General features: G+C 57.4%; 20 protein-coding genes. 11 read left to right on the top strand and 9 right to left on the bottom strand.

Annotated features, from left to right (window positions below):
• Window positions 1-128: 128 nt before the first annotated feature.
• Complete coding sequence (locus ACIOWL_RS04100) at window positions 129-770, top strand: GntR family transcriptional regulator (RefSeq protein ID WP_400381960.1); 642 nt, start codon at window positions 129-131, stop codon at window positions 768-770.
• A gap of 7 nt (window positions 771-777) precedes the next feature.
• Here ACIOWL_RS04100 and ACIOWL_RS04095 read toward each other — a convergent pair whose 3' ends face one another.
• The 3 genes from ACIOWL_RS04095 to ACIOWL_RS04085 form a co-directional block, all read right to left on the bottom strand.
• On the bottom strand, window positions 778-2,118 hold the full coding sequence (locus ACIOWL_RS04095) for an MATE family efflux transporter (protein ID WP_400381958.1): 1,341 nt from the start codon (window positions 2,116-2,118) through the stop codon (window positions 778-780).
• 182 nt (window positions 2,119-2,300) lie between these two features.
• Window positions 2,301-3,446, bottom strand: a complete 1,146-nt coding sequence (locus tag ACIOWL_RS04090; protein ID WP_400381957.1) for an MFS transporter — start codon at window positions 3,444-3,446, stop codon at window positions 2,301-2,303.
• A gap of 48 nt (window positions 3,447-3,494) precedes the next feature.
• A complete protein-coding gene (locus ACIOWL_RS04085) occupies window positions 3,495-4,265 on the bottom strand; it encodes a lysostaphin resistance A-like protein (RefSeq protein WP_400381955.1) in 771 nt (256 codons plus the stop codon).
• 329 nt (window positions 4,266-4,594) lie between these two features.
• Between ACIOWL_RS04085 and ACIOWL_RS04080 the strand changes: the two genes are divergently transcribed.
• The gene (locus ACIOWL_RS04080) at window positions 4,595-4,834 is read left to right on the top strand and encodes a hypothetical protein (RefSeq protein WP_400381953.1); all 240 of its coding nucleotides are present in this window, start codon (window positions 4,595-4,597) and stop codon (window positions 4,832-4,834) included.
• A 669-nt stretch (window positions 4,835-5,503) separates the two neighbouring features.
• The gene (locus tag ACIOWL_RS04075) at window positions 5,504-7,189 is read left to right on the top strand and encodes an alpha/beta fold hydrolase (protein ID WP_400381951.1); all 1,686 of its coding nucleotides are present in this window, start codon (window positions 5,504-5,506) and stop codon (window positions 7,187-7,189) included.
• A 112-nt stretch (window positions 7,190-7,301) separates the two neighbouring features.
• Here ACIOWL_RS04075 and aqpZ read toward each other — a convergent pair whose 3' ends face one another.
• From aqpZ to ACIOWL_RS04055, 4 genes are all read right to left on the bottom strand, one after another.
• Entirely contained in the window at window positions 7,302-8,066 is a 765-nt protein-coding gene (aqpZ, locus tag ACIOWL_RS04070; RefSeq protein ID WP_400381949.1) for an aquaporin Z, read from the bottom strand.
• A 138-nt stretch (window positions 8,067-8,204) separates the two neighbouring features.
• Window positions 8,205-9,521 (bottom strand): SH3 domain-containing protein, encoded by a 1,317-nt coding sequence (locus ACIOWL_RS04065; RefSeq protein ID WP_400381947.1) that lies wholly within the window; start codon window positions 9,519-9,521, stop codon window positions 8,205-8,207.
• Between the two features lie 98 nt (window positions 9,522-9,619).
• Window positions 9,620-10,678 (bottom strand): FUSC family protein, encoded by a 1,059-nt coding sequence (locus ACIOWL_RS04060; RefSeq protein WP_400381946.1) that lies wholly within the window; start codon window positions 10,676-10,678, stop codon window positions 9,620-9,622.
• A gap of 121 nt (window positions 10,679-10,799) precedes the next feature.
• Window positions 10,800-11,714 carry a LysR family transcriptional regulator gene (locus tag ACIOWL_RS04055; protein WP_400381944.1) on the bottom strand — a complete coding sequence of 305 codons (915 nt, stop codon included), beginning with the start codon at window positions 11,712-11,714 and terminating at the stop codon, window positions 10,800-10,802.
• 607 nt (window positions 11,715-12,321) lie between these two features.
• Here ACIOWL_RS04055 and ACIOWL_RS04050 point away from each other — a divergent pair.
• The 8 genes from ACIOWL_RS04050 (at window position 12,322) to ACIOWL_RS04015 (ending at window position 20,159) form a co-directional block, all read left to right on the top strand.
• On the top strand, window positions 12,322-13,281 hold the full coding sequence (locus ACIOWL_RS04050) for a helical backbone metal receptor (RefSeq protein ID WP_400381942.1): 960 nt from the start codon (window positions 12,322-12,324) through the stop codon (window positions 13,279-13,281).
• Complete coding sequence (locus tag ACIOWL_RS04045) at window positions 13,278-14,333, top strand: FecCD family ABC transporter permease (RefSeq protein WP_400381940.1); 1,056 nt, start codon at window positions 13,278-13,280, stop codon at window positions 14,331-14,333. The genes ACIOWL_RS04050 and ACIOWL_RS04045 overlap by 4 nt, the downstream gene beginning before the upstream one ends.
• Window positions 14,330-15,103: an ABC transporter ATP-binding protein gene (locus ACIOWL_RS04040; protein ID WP_400381938.1), complete on the top strand. Its 774-nt coding sequence runs from the start codon at window positions 14,330-14,332 to the stop codon at window positions 15,101-15,103. The genes ACIOWL_RS04045 and ACIOWL_RS04040 overlap by 4 nt, the downstream gene beginning before the upstream one ends.
• Window positions 15,104-15,150: 47 nt before the next feature.
• Window positions 15,151-15,672 carry a HugZ family protein gene (locus ACIOWL_RS04035; protein ID WP_400381936.1) on the top strand — a complete coding sequence of 174 codons (522 nt, stop codon included), beginning with the start codon at window positions 15,151-15,153 and terminating at the stop codon, window positions 15,670-15,672.
• Window positions 15,673-16,119: 447 nt separating this feature from the next.
• Entirely contained in the window at window positions 16,120-16,389 is a 270-nt protein-coding gene (locus ACIOWL_RS04030; RefSeq protein ID WP_400381934.1) for an amidohydrolase family protein, read from the top strand.
• Between the two features lie 40 nt (window positions 16,390-16,429).
• Window positions 16,430-17,440: a glutaminase A gene (glsA, locus tag ACIOWL_RS04025; protein ID WP_400381932.1), complete on the top strand. Its 1,011-nt coding sequence runs from the start codon at window positions 16,430-16,432 to the stop codon at window positions 17,438-17,440.
• Window positions 17,433-19,052: an MFS transporter gene (locus tag ACIOWL_RS04020; protein ID WP_400381930.1), complete on the top strand. Its 1,620-nt coding sequence runs from the start codon at window positions 17,433-17,435 to the stop codon at window positions 19,050-19,052. Before glsA ends, ACIOWL_RS04020 begins: the two co-directional genes overlap by 8 nt.
• Before the next feature lie 72 nt (window positions 19,053-19,124).
• On the top strand, window positions 19,125-20,159 hold the full coding sequence (locus ACIOWL_RS04015; RefSeq protein ID WP_400381928.1) for a lysylphosphatidylglycerol synthase domain-containing protein: 1,035 nt from the start codon (window positions 19,125-19,127) through the stop codon (window positions 20,157-20,159).
• A gap of 133 nt (window positions 20,160-20,292) precedes the next feature.
• Here the strand turns inward: ACIOWL_RS04015 and ACIOWL_RS04010 are convergent, their stop codons facing one another.
• Together ACIOWL_RS04010 and ACIOWL_RS04005 are read right to left on the bottom strand one after the other, a co-directional pair.
• On the bottom strand, window positions 20,293-22,401 hold the full coding sequence (locus ACIOWL_RS04010; RefSeq protein ID WP_400381926.1) for an ABC transporter ATP-binding protein: 2,109 nt from the start codon (window positions 22,399-22,401) through the stop codon (window positions 20,293-20,295).
• The gene (locus tag ACIOWL_RS04005) at window positions 22,402-24,135 is read right to left on the bottom strand and encodes an ABC transporter ATP-binding protein (protein ID WP_400381924.1); all 1,734 of its coding nucleotides are present in this window, start codon (window positions 24,133-24,135) and stop codon (window positions 22,402-22,404) included.
• Window positions 24,136-24,489 lie beyond the last annotated feature (354 nt).

The raw sequence follows: 24,489 nt of genomic DNA, 5'->3' as shown, positions 1-24,489 counted from the left end.
AGATTTCAACTGTAAGATTCCTGAAATATATTTCAATCCAGACTAAGGTGTGAACGGGGCAAAAGTGAACTAGCTCCCGAACATTACACAAGTTCCGGTGTCGCAGAGCACCGAGAAAACGGGGGCTCATGGCCGGTTCTATCTCCGAGCAGCTGACCATTGCCCTGCGTGAACGGATCAACAACGGGGTCTTGGCTCCCGGATCCATGCTCATTGAACCGGCGCTCGCGCAGGAATTTAATGTGTCGAAAACACCGGTGCGGGAATCATTGCGCCAGCTGACCAGCGAGGGCCTGCTCCAGATCCTGCCGAAAAAGGGTTATCTGGTGCGCGCCATCTCGATGAACGACGTCTACGAAGTCCTGGAAATGCGACTGCTGCTCGAACCACATGTCTGCAGCCAAGTGGCCCGCCTGCACAGCGCCGATCTGATCACGACCCTCCAAGGGCATCTGGATGATCAACAACGCCAAGCTGTCAGCGATCCCATCGCGTCGATGCACGCGGCCCGGCTCTTCCATAGCGAGTTGAGCCATGCGTCGCGCAACTCGCGTTTGGTGGCGGCCCTGGATAGCTGTTTTTCGCAGACCGCCCGCGCCCACTATGTCCTGCCCGCAATGCAGCCCTACATGTCTCAGTCCGATGAACTAGCCGAACATCGCGCAATCCTCGAGGCACTGGCCCAGGCCGATGCCGACGGGGCGGCGCAGGCCATGCGTTCCCACCTGGCTTCGATCCGCTCCGCCATGCTGGGCCCGGTCCTGCCGTAAACGGTTTTCAGGCCCCCAACCGCATCCAGGCGGTGCCCCTTGATCGCACAAACAGCGTGACCCCGCGCGAGGCCATAAACCCCAGTGCAAATGAAACCCAGATCCAGATCAGTGCGCTGCTCGGGTCCTGCGCAAAGTGGTTCACCGCCCAGAGCATCGGTGCATACACCGCCAGGTTGATCACGCCGACCAGCCCCAGATAGCGGGCGTCCCCCGCGCCGATCAGCACTCCGTCCAGCACAAATACCAATCCGCACAAGGGCTGAGAGAGGGCCAGGATCCACAAACCCACGGTAGCCAATGACTGGATCTGCCGGTCGGTGGTGAAAATCATCGGGAACACCCATGAGGTAGCGATCAGGAACACCCCGGTGGCAAGCCCGAAGTAGATCCCCCACCGGCTCATGATTCCGGTCAGCCTGCGCACCTGCTGCGCATCCCCGCGGCCCAGTTCCTTGCCAATCATCGCCTGCGCGGCGATCGCCAACGCATCCAACGCGAAGGCAAGGAAGGAGAACACCGTGAACACCAGCTGGTGGGCCGCCAGCGTCTGCTCGCCCGCGCTGGTCGCTACCACCACTGTGAGCAGCAGGGCCGCGCGCATGGTCAGGTTTCGAAGCATCAGCCATGAGCCGACCTGGCCGGTAGAGATGAATCCGGCCCAGCTGGGCGCCAAGGACACCTTTTCCCGGCGGATTCGGGGCAGAATCATCCACAGATACACCAGGGCCATCATCCACTGGGCAATGGAAGTGCCCAGCGCCGCACCGGCCACAGACATTCCGGCACCGTAAACCAGGGCAAAGTTCAAGACGATGTTCAGGCCAAAGCCCACGGTGGCAACCACCAGCGGGGTTTTGGTGTCCTGCAAACCCCTCAGGATACCCGTGGCGGCAAACACCAGCAGCATCGCGGTCAGCCCCGGCAACGAATAGTGGATGTAGTCAACGGCAAAAGCCGCCGTCTGTCCTTCAGCGCCCATGGCGCGAACGATGCCGGTCGCACCCAAATACCCGGCGACCGTCAGCAGGACGCCGAGCGCTACGGCGAACCACATGCCGTCTCGACCCGCTGCCATCGCCCGGGCAGGTTGCCCGGCGCCAAGGGCCCGGGCCACCGCCGGAGTTGTGGCGTAAGCCAGAAAAATCATCAGGCCCACGGCAGTTTGCAGCACCGTGGTTCCCAGCGCGGCGCCAGCCAGCTCTGCGACACCAAGATGGCCGACGATGGCGGTGTCAGCGATCAGGAATAGCGGCTCGGCAATCAGCGCACCCAGGGCGGGGACTGCCAGAGCCAAGATTTGGCGGGAGATGCTGCGGTTGGATTCTGCGGGTAATGATGAACTCACCCACCCAACTCTACGAAGCCGCACCCCCAATGGCCATTCATCGGCTGCAAGCGGTCAGTTTTTCCATGGCTCCCCTGGCGCTGTGCGATCCCGCGAAGTCCCCGCGAGAGAGTTCAGGTCGGGCCAGTCGAAGGCTCAAAACTGATACATTCCAAATTCTGAATATATTTGGAATTACCTTGTCAAAGAACCTTTTTGGATCGCAGGAGGGAAGCCAGAAGGATCGCAATCAATTGCAGGGCGGCAACACAGAACACCACAACCGGCCAGCCGTATTTCATGAACGGAATACCGATCAACCAACCGAGCACCGAGGAACCGATGTAGTAAAACAGGTTGTACAGGCTCGCGGCCTGCGCTCGCGCGCCTGAGGCAAGCACCGGCACCCATCCGCTGGCCACTGCATGGGCCGCGAAAAACCCGGCGGTGAAAATCAGCAGCCCTGCGATAATTAGGATGAGGTTCCCGCTCAGGGTAATCATCAGGCCAGCAAAGCTGGTCAGGATACTCACCAGCAAGGTACGTTTCCGTCCGAGCCTGGTGACAATTCGGCCGCTCAGCACGGAGGTATAGGTCCCGGAAAGATACGCAAGGAAAACCAGTGCGGCCAAGGAGGTGGGAATCAGGAACGGCGGCGCTTCCAATCGGAACGCCAGGTAGTTGTACACGGCCACAAATCCGCCCATGAGCAGGAACCCTTGTGCATACAACAGCACCATTCGCCCGCGCAGCGCTTGGGCGAACTTCGCGCCGATAGTGCGCAGGTTCTGATCGTGGACCGGGGCAAAACCCTGAGCGGCCGGTGCCTTGTAAAGGAAAAACAGTGTCGCCAGGGCGGCCATCAGGCTCACTGCGGCGACACCCCACCTCCAGCCGGCCGGTTCGCCCGCAAAACCTGCCACCAAACGTCCTGCCAACCCGCCGAGTGTTGTGCCCGAGATGTAGGTGCCACTGGCCACCGCCACCGACTTCACGCTCACCTCGTCGACCAGGTAGGCCAGTGCACTGCCCGGCACCCCGGCCAAAGCCAGGCCTTCCAGGAAACGGATCCCGACGAGCCATTGAAAACTCGGGGCAACGGTACTGAGCAGTCCCAGTACCACCGAGGCGACCAAGGCGATGGCAATGACCTTGCGCCGGCCAATCCCGTCGGAGATGATCGCCCAGGGAGTGACCGCTAACGCCAGTCCCAATGTCGCGGCAGACACCGTCAAGGCCGCATCCGAGGATGAAATCTTGAAGTATTCGGCGACTACCGGCAGCAGCCCCTGCACCGCGTACAGCTGGGAAAAGGTCGCGACCCCTCCGGCGAACAAGGCCAGAAGCATTCCGCGATATGCCCGGCTTCCGGGCTCATGACCGCTGAAAGGCACCGCTTAGATCCCCTGCGGAAGCAGCGGATACACCAAATACACCATCAGCAGCGCGATGCCGTTGTTGATCACGTGGAGCATGTAAGAATACGCCATGGATTTCCCGGTAACGATATAGGCCACGGACATCATGACACCCAGCATGAGATAGGGAAGCACCTCGGTCCAGCTTCCAATGCCGGCGCCAACAAAGTGGATACCGGCAAACAGCAACACCGAAATCACCGCGCAAACCCAGACGTTGAGTTTGCGCGACAACTTGCCGATCAGCAGATGACGGAAAAGATACTCCTCCACAAACGGGCCAAAGAGGGCGGTCACCACCAGCATGACCGGCAGCGGCACCGCGGTGGACATCTCCTCCAATAACGCCTGGTTTTCACTGGTGGCAACCTGCCCAACGAATAGAGAGACGATCGCGGTGGAGATGATGGTGATGATCCATCCGCCAGGAAGCATCAGCCACTTGGCCCACGGGTAATACCGCATGGTTTTGAACGATTCGAAAAACTGCGGGCCGCACTGGATCATGGCCAACACAAAAAATGTCACGTAGATGATCAGGTTGATCCCGAAGAGCGCCTGCTGCTCGGTCTCAAAGGCCTGCATGTATCCGGGGATCAACCCGATCAGTCCGGCCCCTCCGGCCACAAAAAAGACCAGGTAGGCCAGCACCGTAAAGAAGTCTCCGCGGGTGAACCGTCCGGCCTCAAATACACGCTGTCTGCGTCGTGGAACAAATTGATAGTTCGGGTACTCAGGCAGCTGTTGCATGCTCCCTAGCCTAACCGCCCAGGCTGAGGATCAGCAGAGTTTGTGTTCCGAAGCGCACGTGACCTAGATTCCAACACCCGCAAAGCGGTAACGTCCCGGGCAAGTTTCCGGGGCCGTCTAGGACCTCAGGCATCGCTCATTGAACTCCGCTCACCTGCCTATGGACATTGAGCAATCGCGCGTCTCCAAACGGGTATGGATTTTCGAACACCAGCAACCGGGTTTTTGGCGCCGTTTAGCATAGATTTAGGTCATCAGCCTCTGACAAGAGGATACGCGAACTACACTTTCCTTCAAGCAGTGCATCACTTTCATTCTCAGGAGGCAACATGGCCGAGCAGAATCCCGCGAAAACAGGTGGGTCGTTCTTTACACCGAAACGAATTCTTGTGATCGTGCTGGTGCTCGTTTCGCTGGTTTTCATTTTTTCCAACTTGCAGCAGGCAACGCTTAACCTCCTCGGCGTGCATCTGACAATGCCAGGTTGGCTCTGGGTTCTGGCGCTGATCCTTGTTGGCTTCATTATTGGTTCCATGGCCCCGTGGCTTCGACCCAAGAAAAAGAAGTAACCGGCCGCAAGGCCATCGAAACCGGACCAACTCACCGGGTAGTGACGTAAGGTAACTTGGGAAACTACGTCAGGCAGGTGTTCGGACTAGAGCGTAATTCTCGCAGCGTGATCTGTTCGTTCACCAAACCGATGCCCGACGGTTTTTTACTATGTTTCGGCCCCACCAGACAGGTCCAAGACGAAATGTCGACTTGGGCCGACGCGATGCTTCCCGCACCTGCCATGGCGCCCTGGACACGTGGGCATAATGAACGACGTTTTGCGGTCGATTCGGGCGAATACACGCCGCAGTACTCGACGGCAAGGCCTCAGACGCCAATTTCAATCTCCTAGCGACACGAACAAACTTCCGCGCCAAGGAATTCATCCATGTTCCATTCCCACTTGTGCAAACTTTAACCGGTAGCATCAAATGCATCATCTGCTTTGAGCGGAGTATTTACTGGCATCGCTCAAGCAGAAAATCCCCGCATAGTAGGCTCAGACCAGCGCGCGGTTTTCATTTGCAGGTTCTCCAGCCTCACTGCACCTGGCGCAAATCTTTCGGCTACGAGCCTCATCGTTGCCACCTGATCGAGAGGACTCATTGATGGCGTCGGCCTGGTCAAATACACGACTATTTCGGACTGTCGCTGGGGTAGCACTGCTAACGGTTGGTGTGCTGCTTATGAGCGATTCGTATAACACCACAGCCCAAATGATTTGGCTTGTCAGTGCCGGGTTGATTGTCACCGGGTTGCTGAATTTCACTGAGTCCGGCGAAGTGGGTATCCGCCGTTTCCCCACATGGACCTCGGGTGCTGTGCTGGTAGCCGCTGGAGTGATCCTCCTTTTGTGGCGCGGGGCAACATTGCCGGCGTTGGCGCTGGCAGCTTCGATCGCGTTGGCGATTGGAGGACTGCTGCAGTTCGGTGAAGTTCTCACCGGGCACCATAAGCCTATTTTCCGTGGGATACTCACCGCACTGACCGGAATATTCGGCGCTGTGCTCACAATCTTTTGGCCAAAACTTTCGTTGTGGGTGCTGGGAATCGCTTTCGGTGCATGGCTGGTCATTCGCGGTGCCCGGTATCTGCTGACGGCACTGAGCAACGGCAATTTCTCGGCCCCTCGGTGGCTGCGGAAAACGGTGAGCCTGGGGATGGCAACCCTAGCCATCATTGGATTAGTTGCCGTATTGGGTTTGGGTGCGGTCACTGCCTGGCTGCATTCAACTGGCCAAAACACCGTGAACGATGCATTCTATTTGGCTCCGGCAAATGTACCTGAAGCTCCAGGGCAGCTTATTCGGGCTGAACCGTTGTCCAAGGGGATGCTCCCGGAAACCAACGCTTGGCGGATGCTCTACACCACCACAAACTCTGACGGTGGCCCGGCGGTTGCCTCCGGGATTCTGACCCTCCCGAAGAATGCCATGGGAGAACTTCCGGTGATTTCCTGGGCCAACGGAACCAAGGGAGTGGCGGCTCGGTGCGGACTGTCCCAAAGCGCCACACCATTTGATGATGGGCCAGCTAGCGCCCGCGCAGACATGCTTGCACACGGCTGGGCAGTTGTTGCCACCGACTATGTTGGGCTGGGCACCACCGGACCGCATCCTTACCTTGTCCCGGAAGCCGAGGCACACGCAGTGCTTGATGCCACCCGCGCAGCCAGGCAGCTGTCTCCCACGGTGAGCAAGGGAACCACGCTGAGCAATCAGACGGTGATTTGGGGACATTCGCAGGGAGGACATGCCGCCCTGGCGAGCGCGCAGGCAGCACCTGAATATGCGCCAGAGTTTGAGGTGCTTGGGGTAGCCGCAATGGCACCCGCTTCCGATCTCAAACAGCTGGCTGTTTCCGTTGCCGATTCGACCGCCGGAAAGGTCATCAGCAGCTACATGGCCACAAGTTGGGACGAGCTGTACCCGGAACTCGGTATCCGAGAAAACCTGCCGCATTCCATCAGAAAAGCTGTCGACCGGATTTCGAAGAACTGTTTTTACGGTACCGAGGTGCTCACATCGCTGGCCCAATCCAGCCAGCTGTTCGAGCCGGTTTTCACCGCAGCCGAGATGACCGGGGAGCTGGGAGCGAGGCTTGAGGACAATTCGGCCCCGTACCCGGCAGACGTCCCGGTGTTTATCGCCCAGGGCGCGGCCGATGTGCTGGTGCTGCCGCAGATGCAGCAGGGGTTCTTCGCGAATCTTTGTGCGGCCAACAGCAATGCAGCCTACAAGGAGTATGAAGGGCTGGACCATATGCCATTGGTCGGCGCCGACTCGGCGCTCAACGCGGACCTGGTGGCATTTTCCAATTCGGTATTTGGAGGAACCGCGCAGTTCCCATCCAACGGCGAGCGTTGTTCCTGAGAACAGTTCAAAAACAGCCATAGTTTCCTGCAACCAAAACCAAAGAGCCTTGGACCAATCTCATCGCGTGAATGGCCCAAGGCTCTTTGAGCGCTCACCGGGATCTACGAGCTTACTTGGTGTCGTAGCCTTCGCTGGTGGCAAGCTTCACTGCTGGTTCAAGCATTTTGTAGCTTGCACCGGCAATAGCTGCACCGATGATCGGAGCCACAATGAACAGCCATACCTGGCCCAGCGCCTCGCCACCGGCGAACCATGCGACACCCAGCGAACGGGCTGGGTTGACCGAGGTGTTGGTGATGGGGATGGAAACCAGGTGAATCAGCGTCAACGACAGGCCGATGGCGATTGGGGCGAAGCCCTTGGGTGCACGCTTGTCGGTGGATCCCAAGATGACATATAGGAAGATCGCGGTCAACACGATCTCAGCTACCAGAGCGGCAACCATGGTGTAACCGTCTGGGGAACGATCGCCGTAGCCGTTGCTGGCGAAACCGGACTCAACTGCATTGAAACCGTCCTTGCCGCTGGCAATCCAGTACAGCACCGCTCCCGCTGCCGAAGCCGACACGATCTGGGTGATGATGTAGGTTGGAACATCCTTCCATGCGGTGCGACCAGCGATGGCGGTGCCCACGGTGACCGCCGGATTGAAATGTCCACCGGAAATGTGTCCCACGGCGTAGGCCATGACCAAAACGGTCAGGCCGAAGGCTAAAGCAACACCGAGGAACCCAATACCCATGTTGATGGTTTCATCGGAAATAACCTTGGCCGCGAAAATCGCCGAACCACAGCCTCCGAAAACTAGAACGAATGTTCCCAAAAATTCTGCAGTGACTTTGGCGCCGGTAGTTGGCGCAGTACTATCTGACATGCCTTGTTCCACTCCTTAGAAAACCAAATGAGTTCAACGTCAGCAAAACCGTCACGCTACGTGCCGGCATGAACTGTCATCTACAAGGTAACTAACTTTGGGACCGGATTTTCGATATCACCAAAACAGACAAAATTTTTATTTGCCGACGTATTCGAAGTGCCATGCTTCCGCGTAGGGGTTTCGACTTCCGTCAGAGCGGAACTCCTCCAAATTCTTCCGGTGCACCCAGTTGTACTTCTTTGAATTGGCTTTCAGCCATTTGTAGTATTTGCCCTTGAACGAATAATGGTACGACTCGGGTACATCGATTGCCAGCCCCCACCCATGGTTCGAGGTTCCCGGTTTGGCCGCGATATAGGAGCCCAGCTCCTGATAGAAGAACTGCTGGGTCTCCAGTGTCCGGTAGGCCAGGTCGATGTCGAGGTTCTTGCCAAATTTTTTCTTGAATGCGGTGTTCAACCGCCCGAGGTCGGCTGCGGCCGGGGCCGCAATGAGCGTCTTTTCCTTGTCCCAGCTCAACGCCACGAGCATCGACTCGGACAGTTTCCCGTTGGCTTGCTTTTGCACTTGGGTGCGGGTGATTTGTGAAGAGTTGGCGGTTTTAGCGTTGGTGCTTCGCTTCAGCGCCGAAGCCTTCATCCATCCATCCGCCCCTTGGGTGTGTACGTAGTACCAGCCAGAAACGGGGCCCGCCTTCTTTTCCCAGGCCGCGTCGCGGTACACAATCGAGTTTTTGGGGATGTCGCCGATGCGTTTTTTGCCGTTGACTGAGGCGTAGAGATCTGCCCCAGCGGACTTGGTGAAGTAGCGATCGGACAGTCCGGCACGGTTGGTGGTGTATGGGCCAGCATCAATCTCGCACCCCGTGGAGCACGTGCTCACGTATTGGCCCGATACCCATCCGGTGGTGCCTTGAGTGGAAATTTTGTACCAGCCGTTGGCGGCCTTGGACGTCGCGTAGGCCGGTTGCCCCTTGCTGATCTTGCCCACCACAGAATAATTAGTGCCCGAGCCCTTGCGGATATTTAGCGTCGATTTTGGGGTGACCCACAGCTTCACACTTTTTGTTCCACTGGAGGGCGGTGACGTGGAAACCGTTTTGGTGACCTTGGCGTACTTGTTGGAAATCCAGCCGGTCTTTTTGTTGTAGGTGACTTGGTACCAGCCCTTGGCTGCTTGGGACTTGACCGCGACGGTTTTGTTTGCGGGGATCGTCAGGATCACCCGGGTGCTGGTGCTGGCACCTGCACGCATATTCAGATTATTTGTGGTTTTTACCTGTGTCACCGTCTTGGCGGCAGCAACCTGGAGATAGCCGGGTGCCGTGGCCGATACCCGTTGCGCCGGAAGCGCGGCGGCAGGTGCCGATGAGCCCCCTGCTAATGCTCCGGCCAACAGCGCACTCGCGGTTGCGGCAAGCAGGCCTCGTGCTGAACTGCTGAAAAATTTCATGGCTAGGGGGCTCCTTGATGACGGTGCGAGGATCGCTCACGGTGCGAAGCGTGAGATACCCAACGATGTTATATCTCCAGCGCACGGATAGAACACGGTCAACGGGGTTTTCGATCGAAAATCAGCGCACCGAGGATTCCGGCGAGCACCCCGAGAAGATTTCCCAACGCCCGCTCCCACAAAACTTCGGCGTTCACACTTGGGTCGGCAAGTTCCAACATCAGCATGATCAGCGGGGTGAAGAAGCTCAGCGCGAGGCCGTAGTTCCTGGTCATGTACCCCTCGGTGGGGAACATCAACAGGATGATTGCCAAGGCCAGCGCCAGGTCTGGTAGCTGCAGATAGTAGATTCCCAGCAAGACCACCAACCCCGCCACGGTGCCGGCCACGCGGTGCACTCCGCGGCTCAAGCGGCCTCGGGCGTTGCCCGCGGCAAGTGGCACAACTGAGCCGGCTATAACCCATTGCAGGTGATCGAACTGCAGGCCGATGCCCAGTGCTCCAGCCAAGAGCACAACACAGGCATAACAGGTGGCGCGGCGTAGTGCATCCGGCCAAGGAATCGGATCATGTCCAAAAGGATCTTGCGCTGTTGAGCCAAAGCGTGCGGTCTGTCCCAGGATGACACCAATCAGCGCGGTCAGCGTAAAGGCGGCAAGACCGCCTAGCGACGGTGCTTGCTCCACCGGGAGCGACGCGAGCGCACCAAAGGCAAATACCGGAAAGAAGGAACCGCCCGGTTTCAGACCGTATCGATCTGCGGTCAGCGAGCTGGCCGAGGCCCAGAAGATTCCTCCGGCCACCAAAGCCCAGCCGTCCAGTCCCCACGGTGCCAGGATAATACCGCTCACGCCAGCGCATAACATCATGGCTCCGGCCAATAACTGATCTTTGAGCCGCTGTAGCCGGTGCTGGCTGCGTCCGTACATCCCGACAACCGAGCCGAAGACCGCGTAGACCATCAAGTCCGTGTGGCCAATCAGCATGAGAATTGCGCCGGGGATGGCCAAGCCAAACCCGACGCGCAGCGCTGGACGAATCTCCGGGCTGTGCGCCAACAGAAAACGCCGCCAAGTCAAAGCCGCAAACGCAGGGCTCAGCACTCGGGCTCTCGGACTACTGGCCGGTTCATGAGGCACATTCGTCTGGTTGTTCATGCTCGCTCCTTGGTTATCACGCAGCTTCCTGCGGTAAGGAACGATTCTGCTCATTTAGAGTCGCATCAATCGTTTGATCGTGTCCAAGTATTATCTTTGATTGTTCAATCGGAAACTCTTATCATCCCTTGTCAAGATGCTTTGTTACGCTCGGATAAATGTCCGCTGTCGCAGAGAGTAATGCGCGTAATATCAGCGGCAACGGCTGATGCTCATTCATCACAAGACTAATTTGGCTCGTAATCTGGGGGTTCGTGAGGGGCGTTCGAACCAGGCCGGGAAGTTCACCTAATGGTTCAAGCCATTGCACGGGGACCACACTCGCCCAGCGTCCGGTGGACACCTGAGCCAGCAACGTCACAATGGAATCGCATTCAATACGCGGTGAAGCGTTCCGGCCATGGGTTACCAGTACTTCATCCAGCATCTGGCGTCCACGCATGGAAGAATCCAAGAGACACAGTGGAAGATCAATCACTTCCCGAACGGGCATCGGTGCCCCAGCTGATTCAAGCATGCCTTGCGCAGTAATCAAGATATGTTCTTCGCGGTACAGCGGAACTGCCAGCAACCCGCCAAGTTCGTCTGGCTCTGCGTAGATGAGCCCGGCATCAAGTTCGAAGCTGCGGATGTGGGCCAGGATCTCGGTGGATCGAAGACTGCCCTGAATATGGATTTTCGCCTTGGGATTGGCCCTGGCAAAGGCGTCGGAAAGCAGCGCAACCGTGGAGGAAGCCGCTGGCACCACACCTAACCGCAGGGTTGCCGACAGTTCGGATTGCAACGCTGCGACTTCTTGGCTCATCGCATCGCGATCAGCCAGCAGACGCTGGGCCCAGCGCAACACCACTTCACCCTCCGGGGTCAGCCCCTGAAAGGCATGCCCCCGACGTACCAAGGGAACTTGAAGTCCTGCTTCCAGCTTCCGAATCGATTCGGAAAGCGCCGGCTGCGAGATACTGCATTCCTCCGCGGCCCGCGCGAAGTGCTGTTCCCTGGCCAACGCCACAAAATATTCCAGCTGCCTTAAGATCACGATCCATTGCACCACGAGACGACATTCTTCAGCCAAGACCAGGGCGCAACGGGAACACGCGACCGGAAAACTCCTGTTCGATCGGTGAGCCGTTCAGCATCAACATCGCGCGGCGAAAACTCGTTGATGCCTGCACACATCTCCCGTTTGAAAGCACCGAATTTCTCAACTTCAGACTGGCTCAAAAATCGAGCCGGTGTATTGAACCATCCATCTCCCTAGCTGTCGCCCGTTGACCACCCCCCACCCGGACGCGGGACAGTGCGCGCTTATCAGACCCGTCACGGGACGCGCGAGGTTTTAGGGCGGCACATTACGTCACGAAGCAATGACTCTCATGACCTTGAGCGGACACGGTTCAGTCAGCAAAGCACACGCATACTGACCTAATAAGCGGAGGATATTCATACTATTTATTTTTCCTCGACAGTTGAGCATTAGTCGATAGATGCACCTAGAAGCCCGATTGACCTGTAGTTTTATTAGAAATTTCGATCCATATGCTACACGGTATCCACCCGTCGATCGAGCCTGAAAAATTAGGTTAATTCATTAATATCTGTGTAGCCTACCCTTATCGTTTTCGAGTAAATCCAAGGGAGTATCTATGCGTTTTGCTTTGCCGTGCGTTGCCATCGTTGCCGCGACAACACTTGCACTTTCAGGTTGCCAATCAAGCACCTCAGGGAGCACTTCGACTGAGGCGTCACCAACCCACGCTCCGGCGGCAAAGGATTCACTCCTGCAAAAGGCACTCGAAACAAGTCGCGCCGCGCTACCTTCCCAAGCGCCAAAACGTGTGGTCTCCATGTCTGTTGGATTGACACAAATCGCGGATGCGCTTGATGTTCCTTTAGTTGGGGTCCCCACCTCACAGAATCCCTTGCCCGAAGGCACAAAAGACTTGCCGCAAATCGGTAATTCGGTGGAACCCGACCTCGAAAAAATCGCGGAACTAGCCCCGGATCTCATACTTAGCCCTGCCTCGATTGGCGAGTCCATTGACAAGAAAATCAAACCTTTGAATTTGGAAAGTAGCAACCTTCCAACAGATTCAGTTGTTGAGCTGGAAGCAACAGCCTTGGCACTAGGCGAACTCTTTGATTCCCAGGATCAAGCGCGTGAACTCGTACGAAAGGTTGATCAGGCGCAGCAAGAGGCCTCGACCGTTGTTAGCGAAACGAATCCAAAGAAGGTTTTGATGTTGTTCGGGTCCCCCGGGGAATTGATGGTGATGGGAGAAAACACCTTTGCTGGTGAAATCGCCAATGATCTGGGCGCTACCAATGTTGCAGCATTACTTGGGCAGGAAGAGTCCTACACCCCGTTGAGCATGGAACAGGTGATCGCCCAGGATCCAGATGTCGTCCTCATTCTTGCGCACGGCGACGCGGAAGCAGTGTTGGATGGAGTGAAGAAGGAACTTGCCGAACAGCCAGCATGGGGCAAGGTGAGCGCGTCAAAGAATGACGCGATCCATGCACTGCCTTTTGAACTCTATGGAATATCTTCGATCACGGATGCGCCTGAAGCCATCTCCAACATGGCTGCAGCGTTGGGTTCATGACCCTCGAAACACAATCTCGGAATTTCAAGGCTTCCGCCGCCAACGGTGGTCTGCAAACTCGTAGCGCCAATGCAAGGCGTCTGACGATCATCCTCGGCGCCGCCGGAATCCTTGTTCTTGCCTCGCTCTTGGCGGTGGGCATTGGATCGGTGCATCTTAATCTGAGTGAGACCGTAAAAGCCCTAACAGGCCTTTCTTCGGGAGTCGAAGCCACCATCGTGTGGGATCTGCGTATCCCCCGAATTGCCTTGGCCCTGCTGATCGGCGCCAACTTGGCAGCGTCCGGAGCTCTGTTGCAAAGCGCCATGCACAACCCTTTGGCCGACCCAGGGCTAACGGGAGTGTCTTCGGGAGCATCTGTCTGCGTCTTGTTCATACTGCTGGTAGCTCCACAGCATCTGTCAATGCTTCCTGTGGCAGCAATGGTCGGAGGCTCCATTGCAACCGTGATGGTTTTCGCTTTTGCCTGGGACCGTTCCAAAGGTGTCACCCCCATTCGTGTCATCCTTGCCGGTGTTGCGGTGAATTCCGTCTTTGGCGGGATCACGGGCCTGCTGTCGTTGCTCAATAGCGACAAGCTACCGTCGGCGATGTCATGGATGAACGGATCGCTTGCCGGGAAGGGCTTGTCCGACGCGGCAACGTTGTTACCCTATTCTCTGGTCGGATGGGTTCTGCTGATTTGTTGTATTCGTCCAGCGAACGTACTGCGGCTTGGAGCGGAAACCGCGCATACCCTCGGTCAGGACCTCACCAGGACTCGTTTGTTGTTGTGTGGAACTGCGGTCTATTTGGCATCAATTTCGATTTCTACTGTTGGCATCATCGGTTTTGTGGGGCTCGTTGTTCCGCACATGGCCAAACTGATCGTGGGGAGCAATGCGCGCTTCTACTTTCCGTTGTCGTTGCTCTTCGGCGCCTTGGTGCTGCTCCTGGCTGATACGCTCGGGCGCTCCTTGGTTCCGCCATTGGAAATCCCGGCCGGGATTGTGATGGCGGTAGCTGGTGGACCCTATTTCTTGTATCTGCTGCGGAGGTCCACAGCCTCATGATTGCCCTTGAATCGCTGTCCGTAAACTACGGTTCCCAGCCCGTGCTGCAAGGAATCGACCTTGAGGTGCCCGCTGGCAAGATCACGACAATCCTGGGGCCCAACGGTTCAGGAAAATCAACGATCCTCAAGACGGTTGCCGGATTACTCACCCCCGCCAAGGGGCTGATCACCCTTCAGGGCAAGTCGCTATCAAGCTTTTCCCGCCGCGAACTGGCTCGTTCACTATGCTTAGTCAGCCAACGCCATGAGGCCCCAAGCGATCTAACCGTCGAAGAGCTTGTTGCATTTGGCCGGTATCCGCATCACCGCTGGTTCAGTACGTTGACCGCCGAGGACCGAGCGATCATCGATGATTCTTTGGAACACACCGGGCTACAGCATCTACGTTTACGACAGGTCAATCAGCTCTCTGGGGGCGAGTCGCAGAAAGCATGGATTGCCATGGCGCTGGCCCAACGCCCGAAAATCCTGTTGCTCGATGAGCCAACCACCTATCTGGATATCGCGCACCAACTTGAAGTGCTGAATCTTGTCGTGAAGATCAACCAAGAGCAAAAACTTACGGTTGTTATGGTGTTGCACGATTTGAACCACGCCAGCGCCTACAGCGATCAGCTGATCATGCTTCGCCACGGGCAGGTAGTTGGCAACGGTGCACCGTCGCAGATCCTGACCCACCAGATGCTCAACGATGTCTATCAAGTACGGGCAGAAATCACGCAGGGTGCCGACGGCGCTACGAGAATCCACCCTATTGAGCGTATTTAGTATTTTGCACACACCACCACAAATTATTTGAGTCCTGAGGAGGACATATGGCTGATTCCCTGTCGCTCGATGAACGTTCTGAGGCGTATCTGGCTTTCCGAAACAACTGCCAGACGCTAGTGCTAAGCACCTTGGATGATCAAGGTTTGCCGTTCATCTCATACGCGCCATTCGTCATCCGCGATGGAGAAATGTATGTGTACATCTCCAAAATCGCTGAACATTACTGGCATTTGAAGGCCGCCAAAAAAGTCAACGCAATGATGCTGGCTGATGAAAACACCTCACGAAACCTATTCGCCCGTGAACGAGCACGTTTTCTCTGCGATGTAGAGGTCATCGAGGACGAAACCGACTTTGAAGATGTATTCGAACAACTCAACGTACGTTTCAAAAAGAGCCTCCTGGATCTGTTGCGCACCCTCGACTTCTCGCTGTTCAGGCTCTCTCCCGCTGTAGGACGCTATGTGGTCGGCTTCGGGTTAGCCTTTGACACTGATTTGGACGCGACCGACTTCGCTGAAGTCCAGGCAGACAAACGCAAGGAAGAAATCTCACAGATGGGCTAATCGTTCTTGGTTTTTCGAATCCGTCCAGCCTGATACTGAACTCTGAAAAGTTAGGAAATCAGTAATGGGCTGGACGGAGTTTGAGCCAGACGTCTGTTCGGAGTCGAAAGCCACGATGCAACGACTGCCAATTTTCTGCCAAAGTGTTCGTTGATCATTTCTTGCGCAATGGCGAGAACAAAACCAGTTTTGCGCTCCGTGCTTCCATGCGTTCGGACCTAACCGTGGCCGAGAGACAAACAAATAGGTGAGTTCCGATGCGCTCACGAGCCCTTCCGCATTTGGTTTCTATTGCGAAGTCGCAGCGTGGCACGAACTATTGTGCACTCCCACGCTCATCATCTTGCCACTGACCGCCATGGATTATCAGGTCCCAGCATTCATTTTCCCCCTTTGGGGCTGGATTAGAAACTGATCTGCCTCACCCACTCCGGCACCTGGCGCGAAATGGATTATGCCTCGCGCTACGCAGGGATCAGCGCAGCCCAGCTACTGCATTCGGCAACCGGAATGAATGCCCGGATCCTCGGGATTGCAGAAACAACCGGTGCGTTGCGTCCAGGGCTGGCTGCGGACTTTGTGGTGTTATCTGAAAACCCGCTAGAAAATCTGCGCAGTTTCGAATATCCGGTTATGGTTTGTGCAAGAGGTCAATTGATCGAGAAGCCCTCGGTGAAACGTTTTGCCGACGTCGATCAGGTCCTCGACTCGCTCTAGGTCCTTGCAGTGCCACAGATTTCGCAGTCTAAGGAGCCACATGTTCGAAGCCGACACCCATGACGTACTCCAGCGATCATTCACCGGTGATCTACCCAGCAAAGAACGAGTGGCGCAGGCTGTCGCCGAGGCGCACGCCCGCTATGCAGGGCATACCGATGGCGCCGTGGCCGACTACATCCCCATTCTCGCCGAAGCAGATCCGAACTGGTTCGGCATCAGCCTGATTGATGTGTTCGGTGGACATTATCCCGCCGGGGACACCGAACTGAAGTTCTCCATCCAATCAATTTCCAAGGCTTTTGTTTTTGCCTTGGTCTGCGAATCCTCCGGACATGCCCAGCTGCATCAGCAGATCGGTGTGAACAACACCGGCTTGCCATTCAACTCGGTGATGGCGATGGAACTGAACAATGGCAGCCCGATGAATTCAATGGTTAACGCCGGCGCGTTGGCCACCACCGCAATGATGCCCGGTGAATCGGCCGCCGAGCAATGGGAAAACATCCGTTCCGGATTATCGGCGTTCGCCGGGCGCCAGCTCGAGTTGGACGGCCAGGTCTACCGGTCTGAGATGGCCACCAACACCCGGAACAAGGCAATCGCGCGCCTGCTTGAAAGCTACGGACGGATCACCCGCGACCCGCTGGAAATCGTAGACATCTACACCCGGCAGTGTTCACTCTCGGTGACGGCGCACGACCTGGCGGTCATGGGGGCCACGTTGGCCGATGGCGGGGTTAATCCTGTCACCGGTGAACAGGTCATCGGGGCGGAGACCGCGCGGGATACCTTGGCGCTCATGGCATCATGCGGCCTGTATGAACGCAGCGGCGAATGGCTTTTCGAAATCAGCCTGCCCGCCAAATCCGGGGTCGCCGGTGGCATGGTCGCCATTTCCCCAGGGAAAGGGGCGGTCGGTTTGTACTCCCCGCCGCTGGACTCCGCCGGAAATTCGGTGCGCAGCCAGCGTGTTTGCGCGTATCTCTCCAAGGCCCTGGGTCTTAATCTTTTCGCATCGTCCGCCCAAGTGAAAGGAAATAATGTCTAGTACAACAAGCTCCACCGAAGCTGAGCTGAAACGCTCTTGGGCACCCATGGTTGGGCTCTTTTTAGCCCAGGTGCTGATGTCATTCAACGTTGCCGCCCTGCCGATCTCCTTGGGCGGCATGGTTGAAGATTTCGGGGTTCCTCCGACCACCGTCAGTTCCACGATTGTGGTGTACGGCTTGGCCGTCGCCGCACTGGTGATGACCGGAGCAAAACTTGGGGCACGCATCGGCTGGGTCCTGATTTTCCGGGTCGTGGTGGCGTTGTTCGCCATCTCCAGTCTCATGATGATCTTCTCGCGCACCGTGGGATGGGCCATCGGCGGACAGGTGGTGGCCGGCGCCTGCGCGGCCATTATTGTTCCGGCACTGGTGGCCCTAATCGCCGAAAACTACCGGGGCGAGCAACAAGCCACGGCCGTTGGGTCCTTGGGGTCGGCTCGCGCGTTCTCCGGGGTGAGTGCATTCTTGATTGGCGGCACACTGGGTACGTTGGTCGGCTGGAGACCGGTGTTCCTAGTGACCCTGGTACTGGCGATTCTGGTGTTTGTCCTCAGTTTCAGGTTGCGGTCTGACAAAGGCAATCCCGGAATCAAGATCGACCTGGTTGCTTCGGCACTCATTGGCGCGTCGATCGTACTGCTGACGTTGGGTTTCAACAATCTCAATGCGTGGGGCATCCTCTCCGCCACGGATAACGCACCGTTCTCCCTGGGTGCGCTGTCACCGGCCCCGGTGTTTGTGGTGCTCGGCGTGGTCTTCGGTCAGCTATTTTTCATGCGCACCCGCGCGCGGATGCGTGCTGGCCGTGAACCGCTGGTGGACCTCAGCGTCCTGTCCAACCCCACCGAACGTTCAGCGGTGTATGCGATGTTCATTATCGTGGCGATGGAAGCGGCAGTGAACTTCACCGTGCCGACCTACATCCAGGTAGTCCAGGGGCGCACGCCCTTCGACACCTCGCTGGCCATGATGCCGTTCAACCTGACGGTTTTTATCACCGCGACGTTGATTGTACGTTTCTACAACCGCTTCTCCCCGCGGGCCATCGCCTTGTTCTCCTTCGCCTTGACCACTGCGGCACTGATCTGGCTCTCGTTTGTGGTGACCAACAACTGGGAAACCTTCCCGACAATCATCGGTTTGATTGTTTTCGGTATCGGCCAGGGCGCCCTGGTGACCTTGGTATTCAACGTGCTGGTCACCGCGGTGCCCAAAAAGCTCGCCGGAGATGTTGGTTCATTGCGCGGCACCACGCAGAACCTCGCCTCTGCGGTCGGCACCGCCGTCATGGGCGCGGTGCTGGTCACGGTGCTTTCAACCGGCGTCACCACGGCCGTCAACGAGCACCCGGAACTACCCGAAGAATTGGTAGCGCAGGTTTCCTTGGATAACATCAACTTCATCAGCAATGATGAGCTGGGCAAGGTGTTGGCGGAAACCACCGCGACCGATGAACAAATCAGCGCGGCCGTTGAACTGAATGAAGAACAGCGCTTGCGCACCTTGCGTTTAGGGTTCTTGATTCTTGCTGGCTTAAGCGCCGTCGCGGCGCTGCCTGCCTCCCGGCTGCCACGTTACCGTCCGGAAGAAATTCCCGACCCGTCGAAGTGAACTGAAGTCTGCGATTAACAGCCCGCTGTACTTGTGTACGGCGGGCTGTAGCCTGCGAAAGGTGACTGCCCATTGTCCTCCACAAACCCCGCACTCAAAGCGTGGCTGCGCCGCACAGTCCTTTTCGCCTTGGGAGTGGTTGTTACCATAGCCATTGTGCGCATGATGCGTTCCATGGATTGGGAATCCGTGGGCCGCGCCATGTCTCAGCTTTCGTGGTGGCATCTGTTGATTCTCCTGCTGGTGCTGCTTGCGCGTCAGGTCGCCAATGCCGCCCCGCTGGCCTACTACATTGAAGGGGTCTCGCTGTATCGCGCCACCCTCAACGATCTTTCGGCCACCATGCTCACCGCGTTCGCCCCACCGCCAAGTGATGTGGCCCTGCGGGTGAGCATGTTTTCTTCCTGGGGCATCCGCACCCCGGTGGCGATCGCCGGAACCACCATGAACGCCATGACGTTTTTTATCGTGCGGTTCTCCGCTCCCCTATTTGGTTTCATTCTGGTGCTGGCCACCGGTCACGAGCTAGGTTTCCGCTGGCTTGATGTCATCAGCCTGCTCATCGCCGCGGCCTTGATCGGTGCCGTATTGATCATGACCCGCTCCGATTCAGCGGCCAAGGCCTTGGGCGAAGGGTGCGGCAGGCTGGTGTGCCGGGTCAAACGTTCAGTGAGCCCGGCAGAGTGGGGACAAAAATGCCTGAACTTCCAACGCGAACTGTCCTCACGTTTCGCCTACGCTTTTCCGCGCTCCTTGGCGGTCTCCTACCTGATGGTCTTTTTCGACGGGCTGTTGCTGCTGCTGGCAATGCGTTTTGTCGGGTTGAGCCCGCAGACATTAAGCGTGGCAGATATTGCCGTGGCCTTCCTTTTCGCTTTTCCACTCACCGCTTTCCCCATGTCCGGGATGGGTGTGGTGGATGTGGCTATTTCCGTGGCCTGTATCGAAGTCGCCGGCACCGACGTGGTCCAAGAACCGGTGTTGGCGGCCTTGATCATCTGGCGGGTGTTCAACGTCGCCGGCCCGCTGCTCCTGGGGATCGTTGCCAGTGCCCTGTGGAAGACCACAACCCGAACCAAACCGGCGGGGCTTACCGAAGCATCCTGAGTTTTCGATTTCCGGGAGAAGAAAACCCGGTGCAGGGATTTCAACACCCGATGCCGGTCTTCTTGCATTTAAACAGATCAAGCCGTGGCCACGGAAGGGTTTTCCGTGGCCACGGCTTGCTCACTTGGCCGGATTACTCAGTGGTTTCCGGTGCAGGTGATGCCTGAGGCGCCTGTTGGACGGGCCCTGCACCGGTGACAGGAACTGCCGCGGTGTCGGGGTTGGCGTCCACGTCTTCGGCTGGGCCGGAGAACTGCGACTGGTACAGGTTGTAGTACGCACCCTTGGCGGCCAGCAGCTGCTCGTGATTTCCCTGCTCCACAATGCGGCCGGCTTCCATCACCAAGATGGTGTCGGCATCACGAATGGTGGATAAGCGGTGGGCGATCACGAAGCTGGTGCGGTCGCTGCGCAGCGCGGCCATTGCCTGCTGCACCAGCAGTTCGGTACGGGTATCCACCGAGGAGGTTGCCTCGTCGAGGATCAGCAACGAAGGGTTGGCGACAAACGCGCGGGCAATGGTGATCAACTGCTTCTCACCGGCCGACACATTGGTCCCGTCCTCATCGATGATGGTGTCGTACCCATCCGGCAGAGCACGCACAAAACGATCAACAAAGGTTGCCTTCGCAGCCTCGATCACCTCCTCATCGCTCGCGTCCAAACGCCCGTACCGGATGTTCTCCATGATGGACCCGCCAAAGAGCCATGCATCCTGAAGCACCATTCCAACCTTTGAACGCAGGTCGGCGCGGGACAGATCGGTCACGTCAATGTCATCAAGCAGGATCCGTCCCGAGTTCAACTCGTAGAATCGCATCACGAGGTTCACCAGAGTGGTTTTGCCGGCACCGGTTGGACCGACGATGGCCACGGTGTGCCCCGGATCCGCCTCGAAGGAGAGGTTCTCGATCAGCGGCTTCTCCGGGGTGTAGGAGAAGCTCACGTTTTCGAAAGCCACGTGTCCATCGGTGCGCTCGGGCAGGGTTGCCGTTGCGTCATCCGGGTCCTGCTCATCGGCATCCAGCAGCTCAAAGGTTCGTTCGGCCGAGGCCACACCGGACTGCAACATGTTCGCCACGCCGGCGATCTGGCCCAGCGGCTGGGTGAACTCGCGCGAGTACTGGATGAATGCGGTGGCATCGCCCAGGCTCATGGTGCCCGAGGCGACTCGCAGGCCGCCGACCACGGCGATACCCACGTAGGACAGGTAGGACACAAAGTTCATGACCGGCATGATCATGCCCGAAACGAACTGCGCGCCGAAGCTCGCCTTGTACAGTTCTTCGTTGCGGGCGGTGAAGCGGTCAACCATGTCGTCTTCACGGCCGAAGACCTTCATCAGCTCGTGTCCGGAGAAGGACTCTTCGATCTGGCCGTTCAGCGCACCGGTGTTTTTCCACTGCGCGGTGAACAGCTTCTGCGCCCGGGTGCCAATGATGCCGGCGGCCGCCGCGGACAGCGGCAACGCCACCAGCGCGATCAGCGCCATTTGCCAGGACACCACAAACATCATGATCACAATGCCGATGACCGTCATGATCGACTGCACCAGCTGGCTCAGTGCCTGTTGCAGCGCGTTCTGGATATTATCCACATCGTTGGTCACACGTGAGAGCAGGTCTCCACGCTGACGGGTGTCGAAGTAGTTCAACGGCAGACGGTTGAGTTTGTCCTCCACGTCTTTGCGCAGTTTGTACACCACACGCATCACCAGTCGGTTCAGCAACCAGCCCGAGGCCCAGGAGAAAACCGACGCGATGAAGTACATGGACAGGACAATCAAGATGTACTGCGAGAGCAGGGTGAAGTTGATTCCTTCACCCGGCACGAAATCGACCTTGGAAAGCATGTCGGCTTGGGTTCCCTGGCCGGAATCCCGCAGCTGTTGGATGACCAGATCCGCAGGGGTGCCCGCGGGGATGTTTTTGCCAATCATGCCGGCAAAAATCACGTCCATGGCCTTGCCGAGAATCCTCGGGGCAACTACCGACAGCACGACGTACACGGTGATCAAGGCAAAAACGATGACCATTCCGAGTTTGTATGGCGACATCAGGCCGATCAGGCGTTTGGCTGATGGCCAGAAGTGCTGGGCCTTGCGCACCGGAGCGCCGCCGCTCCAGTCGTCTGAGCCGGCGGCCGTATCGAACTCGTCAACGGCCGCCAACTCGGCGTCCATTGCGGTCATGGTGTCCGCATCGTTTGCAGGAGATTCGTTTTTACTACGTTTTTTCGCCATTTAGGCCACCTCCTCCACGCTGAGCTGGGACGTCACGATTTCTTGGTAGGTTTCCGAGGACTCAAGCAGCTCCTGGTGGGTTCCCCTAGCCACAATTTCACCGTGGTCAAGGACCAGGATCTGATCCGCCCCGGTAATGGTGGACACACGCTGGGCCACAATGATCACCGCAGCGTCCTTGGTCGGTTCCGCCAAGGCTGCACGCAACTTGGCATCGGTGTTCACGTCCAAGGCGGAGAACGAATCGTCAAAAAGATACGTTTTCGGTTTGGCCGCTAAGGCACGGGCAATACACAGTCGCTGGCGCTGACCGCCCGAGACGTTGGTACCGCCCTGTGAGACGCCGGATTCCAGCTGTCCCTCACGTTCAAGCACAAAATCTTCGGCCTGCGCCACCCGCAGCGCCTCCCACAACTCATCCTCGGTGGCGTCCTGCGCACCGAAACGAAGGTTGCTGGAGATCGTTCCGGAGAACAGGTACGGACGCTGTGGCACCGCAGAAATATTCTGTGAGATGGTCTCGCGTCCCAGCTGCTTCAACGGCACACCGCCAATAAGAATCTCGCCGTCCGTGGTGTCGTACAGGCGTGGAATCAAGTTCAGCAGCGTCGTTTTGCCTGAACCGGTGGATCCGATGATTGCGGTGGTCTCTCCGGGCTTCGCGGTAAAGGAAATATTGGACAACACCGGAGCTTCCGCCCCGGGGTAGCCGAAGCTCACGTCCCGGAATTCAACCGTGCCCGGTTCCGGAAGCTGGATGTTGTGTTCCTGAGCGTCCTGCATGCTCGGCTCGGTATCCAGAACTTCGCTGATACGATCCGCCGACACCATGGCGCGCGGCACCATCATAGCCATGAAGGTACCCATCATCACTGCCATCAGAATCTGGAGCAGGTACTGCAAGAAGGCGGTCAGCGCGCCAATTTCCACCTCACCGTTGTTCACACGGTGCCCGCCGAACCAGAGCACCGCCGCGGTGGACAGGTGAAGGATCATGGTGATCGCCGGGAACATCAGGACAAACAGGTTACCGACCTTGACACCGAGGTCTGTCAGCTTCTGGTTGGCATCGTCATAACGTTCGGTTTCATGCTGTTCCCTCACAAAGGCACGCACCACACGGATGCCGGTGATCTGCTCGCGCAGCACGCCGTTGATACCGTCAATACGAACCTGCATGTCGCGGAACAGCGGCATCAGCTTGATGACCAGCAGGCCAACAACGATGAGCACGACCGGCACCGAGACCCAGACAAGCCAAGACAGTCCCGGATCTTCACGGATGGCCATGATCACGCCGCCTACGGACATGATTGGTGCATTGATCATGAAGTTCAACGCCATCAGTGTCAGCATCTGAATCTGCTGCACGTCGTTGGTGCCACGGGTAATCAGCGTTGCCGCGCCGAATTTGTTGACGTCTTGGGCGGAGAAGGTGGAGACCTGTTCAAAGACGGCTTGGCGAATGTCTCGTCCAATGCTCATCGAGGTCTTGGCACCGTAGTACACGGCGGCCACCGCAGTGGCGACCTGGATCAGGGCAACCACCAGCATGAGTCCGCCGGTGCGCCAGATGTAGTCGATATCGCCGCTGACTACACCAACGTCGATGATCCTGGCGTTCAGGCTGGGTAGGTAGAGGGTGGCCATCGTGGTGGCCAGCTGCAGGATCACGACCGCGGTAATCCATGCCGAATAGGGTTTTGAATGTTTCAGGATGAGCTTCAGAAGCATCGGTTTGTCCTCGCTAGCATCGGGCTCTTCGACACCATGACCCTCCGGGTTAAGGGCATGACGAACTAAGAGCGATTGCCAGTCTAACCCTCGTAATCGACAAGTGAAGTCATCCTTGCGATTGATTTACGCCAACTGGTGGAATCCCGTGCATTTCAGGGAATTTTGAACTCAAAAATTTGTGGGCGATTGCAGAACCATATCCACTGAACGTAGTCCCCCATGGGGATTCCATCCGAGGTGAAACCCTCCGCTGAACGACAGACCGAGTCTCATCTCTGGGTGCAGATAGTCCCGACACGGAACGGCTACGGCGGCGAGGGCTCTCCCTGAACAAGTAAAAGTAAGGAATAT

Origin of the sequence: Glutamicibacter sp. NPDC087344, assembly GCF_044744225.1 — a bacterium.
GTDB lineage: Bacteria > Actinomycetota > Actinomycetes > Actinomycetales > Micrococcaceae > Glutamicibacter.
This window is presented reverse-complemented; position numbering and strand designations above follow the sequence as displayed.

What these genes read in the sequence shown, in the direction of transcription:
- ACIOWL_RS04100 (WP_400381960.1), top strand. Translation starts at nt 129, where the DNA reads ATGGCCGGTTCTATCTCCGAGCAGCTGACCATTGCCCTGCGTGAACGG.
- ACIOWL_RS04090 (WP_400381957.1), bottom strand. Translation starts at nt 3,446, where the DNA reads ATGCTTCTGGCCTTGTTCGCCGGAGGGGTCGCGACCTTTTCCCAGCTG.
- ACIOWL_RS04085 (WP_400381955.1), bottom strand. Translation starts at nt 4,265, where the DNA reads ATGCAACAGCTGCCTGAGTACCCGAACTATCAATTTGTTCCACGACGC.
- ACIOWL_RS04080 (WP_400381953.1), top strand. Translation starts at nt 4,595, where the DNA reads ATGGCCGAGCAGAATCCCGCGAAAACAGGTGGGTCGTTCTTTACACCG.
- ACIOWL_RS04075 (WP_400381951.1), top strand. Translation starts at nt 5,504, where the DNA reads ATGAGCGATTCGTATAACACCACAGCCCAAATGATTTGGCTTGTCAGT.
- aqpZ (WP_400381949.1), bottom strand. Translation starts at nt 8,066, where the DNA reads ATGTCAGATAGTACTGCGCCAACTACCGGCGCCAAAGTCACTGCAGAA.
- ACIOWL_RS04065 (WP_400381947.1), bottom strand. Translation starts at nt 9,521, where the DNA reads ATGAAATTTTTCAGCAGTTCAGCACGAGGCCTGCTTGCCGCAACCGCG.
- ACIOWL_RS04060 (WP_400381946.1), bottom strand. Translation starts at nt 10,678, where the DNA reads ATGAACAACCAGACGAATGTGCCTCATGAACCGGCCAGTAGTCCGAGA.
- ACIOWL_RS04050 (WP_400381942.1), top strand. Translation starts at nt 12,322, where the DNA reads ATGCGTTTTGCTTTGCCGTGCGTTGCCATCGTTGCCGCGACAACACTT.
- ACIOWL_RS04045 (WP_400381940.1), top strand. Translation starts at nt 13,278, where the DNA reads ATGACCCTCGAAACACAATCTCGGAATTTCAAGGCTTCCGCCGCCAAC.
- ACIOWL_RS04040 (WP_400381938.1), top strand. Translation starts at nt 14,330, where the DNA reads ATGATTGCCCTTGAATCGCTGTCCGTAAACTACGGTTCCCAGCCCGTG.
- ACIOWL_RS04035 (WP_400381936.1), top strand. Translation starts at nt 15,151, where the DNA reads ATGGCTGATTCCCTGTCGCTCGATGAACGTTCTGAGGCGTATCTGGCT.
- ACIOWL_RS04030 (WP_400381934.1), top strand. Translation starts at nt 16,120, where the DNA reads ATGGATTATGCCTCGCGCTACGCAGGGATCAGCGCAGCCCAGCTACTG.
- glsA (WP_400381932.1), top strand. Translation starts at nt 16,430, where the DNA reads ATGTTCGAAGCCGACACCCATGACGTACTCCAGCGATCATTCACCGGT.
- ACIOWL_RS04020 (WP_400381930.1), top strand. Translation starts at nt 17,433, where the DNA reads ATGTCTAGTACAACAAGCTCCACCGAAGCTGAGCTGAAACGCTCTTGG.
- ACIOWL_RS04010 (WP_400381926.1), bottom strand. Translation starts at nt 22,401, where the DNA reads ATGGCGAAAAAACGTAGTAAAAACGAATCTCCTGCAAACGATGCGGAC.
- ACIOWL_RS04005 (WP_400381924.1), bottom strand. Translation starts at nt 24,135, where the DNA reads ATGCTTCTGAAGCTCATCCTGAAACATTCAAAACCCTATTCGGCATGG.